The organism is Vibrio sp. Vb1337 (assembly GCF_033338715.1).
Classification (GTDB): domain Bacteria; phylum Pseudomonadota; class Gammaproteobacteria; order Enterobacterales; family Vibrionaceae; genus Vibrio; species Vibrio alginolyticus.
This window is the reverse complement of the sequence record NZ_JAWOTD010000154.1, coordinates 1-1228: the sequence shown is the minus strand read 5'-3', so window position 1 is coordinate 1228 and position 1228 is coordinate 1. Positions and strand designations below refer to the sequence as shown.

Below are 1228 nucleotides of genomic sequence, written 5' to 3'. Positions count from 1 at the left end.
TTTGTGCTTTTCGTATAGTGCCTGACAAGTATCTAGCACCTGCTGCGCACTCATGCCATAACGCTTTGCTGCATCAATCTGCAAAGCAGACAATGAATATGGCAATGGTGCAGATTGCTTGGTTTGCTTCTGCTCTGATTCCTTCACTATCGCTGGCTGGTTCGCGATCCGATTAGCGACGTTTTCGACTAACTTGCGATTTAATACTCGCCCTTCTTCATCCTGCCATGGTTTGCAAGCCTCACTGGGTTTCCAGCGTGCGCGAATATCAAACGCCCCATTTTGGTCTTGACACGGGATCAATGCGTGCAGCGTGAAGTAATCTTTCGGAACAAAGTTTTCAATTTCTTCATCTCGACGGACGACAAGCCCTAGAACCGGAGTTTGCACACGCCCAACCGAGAGCACACCTTGGTAGCCAGCCTTTTGTCCCAGCAAGGTATAAGCGCGAGACATATTCATTCCATACAACCAATCCGCCCGTGAGCGCGCGAGAGCGGAAACAGACAGAGGAATAAAATCACGATTACTGCGCATTGAGTTTAGTGCGCGCTTCACCGCAGGTAAGTTCAAGTCAGAAATCAGCAAACGCTGTGTCGCTTCTTTCTTAGTTTTGGAAAGCTTGCAGTAGTCGAGAACCTCATCAACTAACAGCTGCCCTTCACGGTCTGGGTCTCCCGCATGAATCACTTCAGTTGCTTCTTTGAGCAATTTACGAATCACGGTTAACTGCTTACTGGCACTTTTTCTCGGTCTAAGTTGCCATTGCTGAGGAACAATCGGCAGATCGGCCATGTTCCATTTTTTGTAGCGTTCATCGTAAGCGTCTGGCTCAACTTGCTCTAGCAAATGACCAATACACCACGTCACCACATCACCATTTCCACAACGGATAAAGCCTTGGTCTTTCTTTTGGGGATTAGGTAAAGCAGCCGCAATAGCACGACCTAGACTGGGTTTTTCAGCAATAAACAGACGAGACATAAGGATTTGGAAATCAAAATAATTAGGGCCACATTATCGAATGTAGCCCTAAGAAATCAAGGAAAAACTGTATAAATGAACAGTAAGCGTTATCTAGGTATGTATTTATTGAAATTCAACAAACTTAGACAAATCGCGCTCTGGCACTTTCATTGGAGTACAACCTGGTGTGCCAAGGTATAGAAATCCAACAATTTCATCTTCACCTTCTAGGCCAAATGCTTGATGTACCTCAGGGTGGAAC

Annotated in this window: 1 protein-coding gene and 1 pseudogene; both read right to left on the bottom strand. The window is 45.8% G+C overall.

The annotated features are described in order from the left end of the window. A partial coding sequence (locus R7E42_RS24660; protein ID WP_318073183.1) for a DNA topoisomerase occupies window positions 1–984 on the bottom strand: 984 nt, incomplete at its 3' end. A 105-nt stretch (window positions 985–1089) separates the two neighbouring features. After that, window positions 1090–1228 (bottom strand): annotated as a pseudogene (locus R7E42_RS24655) (nitroreductase); the annotation flags it as partial.